A 3,523-nucleotide genomic window follows, 5' to 3' on the forward strand; every position below is an offset into this window, starting at 1 on the left:
AAAGGAATTGGATTTATTTGAAAAAGCTACGCATGATTTTTTACTTCGACAAGCCAACGAATCTGAACAAGACGGCAAGTCAGTAGACACTCAGGATTTACTGAAAGAGTTACAAAAACAAGCCACTGCGATTGCTGGCAATAAAGATTTAAAAAAAATCATTCCAAAAAATGGCATTATTGATAGACCGCCTGGTGTGACGCTGGAAATCCTGAGTCTTGGATCTGACCTGGCAAAAGCACAGCTGGATCGGGCAAAAATGATCGGGAAACGATTGCAGGAAGAAAATAATCTGATAGACGCACGACAGAAAGAAATCGCAACAACTCTTATATGGGTGAAAAAATCCATGCCTGAGCTTAACGATGTATCGCTTAAAAGCGAGCTTAATACTACAGTGTTTGCCAGTATACAAAAAAGCCTGAATATTCAGACTAAACCTAATACTGAAGCGTTAATTAAAAAGCTTCAAAAATATGTTTTAGCAGATGACTTGTATACCCTTAATGATAATATTTATGATATTTCTAAGGCAGTATTGATCCACCATTATGAAATCGAAAATTCGGCGATTTCCTCTAAAGAACGGGAAGTATTAATACAGCGAGGTTTGGAAACCTTGGTTGCGTATCATAATGGCGGTATTACTCAGGAAGAAATTAATACCATTATTCAGGCCGCTCAAGCTGTCGCATTGGCTGTTATTTCTGCAGGAGTTATTTAATATGAATACGACATACTATAGATGCAAACGACTATTTTCTATCGTCTCGCTGTTGACTGCGAGTTTGTTGTTGACAGCATGTGCTGGTCAACAAGCGGCAAAAGAGCTTGCGGGTCTGGAAATAGCGAGCATGTTGGAATATAAACAAACTATTAACCAATCGATTACTACGGAAAATAGCTATTATAAGAAATCATTGGATACCTTAAGTAAAAACTTAAGCCAAATGAGTGATAAAGTGAATTCTGTTAATTCTCTTAATTATCAGGCGAAATATTATAACCAGCTTTGGCGAAATACGCCTCCGTCTCAATATAATGTGCTGGAATTAATTGACGCTGTTTATGGTGATTACGAAAAAACGAATAAGGAACTTGATGCCCATTTAAAAGAAATAGATGAGCTGTATTTCTCAAAAACAGAAAAACTGACTTTACAACAGGATAATATCAATAATTCGATTGAAGCCTTAACCAAGTTATATATGGGAGACGATTTAAAAGATCAGGCAAATCTTGTAAAAGATTATTTTGTTAATACAGCTAAAGCTATTAACGAAGCAACTAAAAAATAAGCAGGAGAATAGAGGTGAACAATACTGAAGTGATAAAAAAGCTAAAAGAATGCGTAACAAAATTAGAGAGCGATATAAATACTCTTGAAATAAAACGCGATAACATCCCCTCTAGTGACGATGAATCAATGCGGAAACAAGATGAACTGACCAGTTTGATGTCAGAAATGATCGCAAAAAAAAGCGCTTTGGAGTCCGTTATTAACGAGAGAGAAACAGCGGAAGCGGGTTCAATTCCGCCTTTAAGCCCCGATTTAGTGACTAAATTCGAAGAGCAAATGAACCAGCTCAATGTTGTGATTCAGGCGGATCAAAACTTTGACAAAATCGTTGCTGTTGCCAAGGGCATCAACTCAGCCGCCGCTGAAATGAAGACAACTACAAATGCCGAACTCAACGCTCCAGCGGAGCTTCGCTTGGCTTTTAAGACATTACACATAGGAGAAACCTAATGGACATCCTCGGTATAGTCAGTATTGTTGGCACGGTAGGCGCATTAGGCGGTCTAGTAAATTGCGCAATTGCCGGAGAGTTTGTTATGCCTCAACGAGATGCCGCGAAAGGCATTTGGCGACCCGGCTGGGTTGGTAATGTTCTTATTGGTGCTGTAGCAGCATTAGTTGTGTGGGCAATGTATGGCCCCCTAGCCTCATATGATCTCGCCACACCCGACAAGACGAAACCATTAACGCTCACACTTTCACAATTATTTGTATCAGTGCTTATTGGGCTAGGTGGCGGCAATATCCTTACGCAATTAGCTCAAAAGCAAGCAGATCAACTTACAAAAGAGAAACTGATAGCAACCATCGGTAAAGCAGGCGAATCTCCAGTACCCAAAAGCTGAGTGCTAACACTTACGAGGATTAATCCATGAACTCAAACTCACTTGATCAAAAGCGCGAAGAGCTAAAGGCTCTCTTGCAACAGCTTCAATATTCAAAGTCCTATGACTCCGTCAATTTAAGTGACGAAGTCGATCGACTAATGCAAGAAATAAAAAAGGAAGAGTATGAGCTCTACTCCCAGAGGAATGAGCCTGTTTAATTGTTTAGCTTTATCCTACATTCCGCACCCTAAGCCAAGTAAATATGGTTTAAAATTTGGTGGACATTAATTAATTAACCTTTAGAGGTGTTGTTACGGAATCTTCATACAGTAGTTACAGTTTGGATCATTTGGGTCTAATAGCGGGCATGGTTGATGAACTCGGTTTAGTATCACTAACCGATAGCCTGATAAAACAAGATCATCAGCAACGGCAGGTATCGGTCGGACGATGTGTCAAAGCGATGATTTTGAACGGGTTAGGATTCGCCAACCGCACCTTATACCTGATGCCGCATTTTTTCAAAGATAAACCTGTGGAACGTCTCCTGGGTGGCGATATCCAGGCAGAACATCTCAATGATGATACGTTAGGACGGGCGCTAGATGCCATATACGCTTATGGGCCCACGGAACTCTATGCCCAATTAGCCGCTCAATCGGTCCATCGTTTAGGGCTTTCCTGCCAGGTAGGCCATTTAGATAGCACCAGTTTCCACGTCGATGGCACCTATAACAGTCACCAAGAAGACGTGCCGCCCGAGGTTATTCACATCACCCAAGGTTACAGCCGCGATCATCGCCCGGACTTAAATCAAGTGGTATTGCAGTTGATTACCGAGCATCAGGCAGGTATCCCATTATGGATGGAAGCCTTGAGCGGCAACTGTTGTGACAAAGCTGGTTTTCGTCAAACAGTGTCTGCGTATTTGCCACAGTTACAGAGCAGTGTGGGACTCTCCGTCATGGTGGCTGATAGCGCCTTATATACGGCCCAAACACTCAAAGAGCTGGGTGATTTTCCTTGGATCAGTCGTGTTCCTGAAACCATCAGCGGCACCCAATCGCTTTGTGCGCAGGTGGCTAGCGACTGGATGGCGAGTCGACCGGATCGCGCGTATACGGCGGTGGGTTCACAGTATGGTGAGGTGAGGCAACGCTGGCTGGTTGTCTATACCCGAGCGGCGCACGAACGCGCAGAACAGAGTGTAAACCGGCAACATTTAAAACAAAGCCAGATCGAATACAAAGCATTGAGCACCTTAGCCAAACAGCGCTTTGCCTGTACGGCAGATGCCGAAACCGCTTTGGCGCAATTCCAAAAAACGCTAAACACCACTCAGCTACACGACACACGCCTGATCGAGGTCGGCCAATTTACCGGCAAAGGTCGACCT

5 protein-coding genes are annotated in these 3,523 nt (G+C 42.8%); all 5 read left to right on the forward strand.

Annotation, left to right across the window (positions count from 1 at the left end):
- Positions 1-724 (forward strand): hypothetical protein (locus Q7U33_RS01225; protein ID WP_304857729.1); only part of this gene is annotated, 724 nt, incomplete at its 5' end.
- A 1-nt stretch (position 725) separates the two neighbouring features.
- A complete protein-coding gene (locus tag Q7U33_RS01230) occupies positions 726-1,298 on the forward strand; it encodes a hypothetical protein (protein WP_304857730.1) in 573 nt (190 codons plus the stop codon).
- Positions 1,299-1,312: 14 nt separating this feature from the next.
- On the forward strand, positions 1,313-1,750 hold the full coding sequence (locus Q7U33_RS01235; RefSeq protein ID WP_304857731.1) for a hypothetical protein: 438 nt from the start codon (positions 1,313-1,315) through the stop codon (positions 1,748-1,750).
- Complete coding sequence (locus Q7U33_RS01240; protein WP_304857732.1) at positions 1,750-2,145, forward strand: hypothetical protein; 396 nt, start codon at positions 1,750-1,752, stop codon at positions 2,143-2,145. Before Q7U33_RS01235 ends, Q7U33_RS01240 begins: the two co-directional genes overlap by 1 nt.
- Positions 2,146-2,467: 322 nt before the next feature.
- Positions 2,468-3,523, forward strand: a 1,056-nt coding sequence (locus Q7U33_RS01245; RefSeq protein ID WP_304857733.1) for an IS1634 family transposase, incomplete at its 3' end; no start/stop codon positions are given.

It is taken from the genome of Methylotenera sp. (assembly GCF_030653755.1).
Classification (GTDB): domain Bacteria; phylum Pseudomonadota; class Gammaproteobacteria; order Burkholderiales; family Methylophilaceae; genus Methylotenera.

Excerpts from the sequence above, each read along its gene's own strand:
- Q7U33_RS01230 (WP_304857730.1), top strand. The coding sequence starts at position 726 with ATGAATACGACATACTATAGATGCAAACGACTATTTTCTATCGTCTCG.
- Q7U33_RS01240 (WP_304857732.1), top strand. The coding sequence starts at position 1,750 with ATGGACATCCTCGGTATAGTCAGTATTGTTGGCACGGTAGGCGCATTA.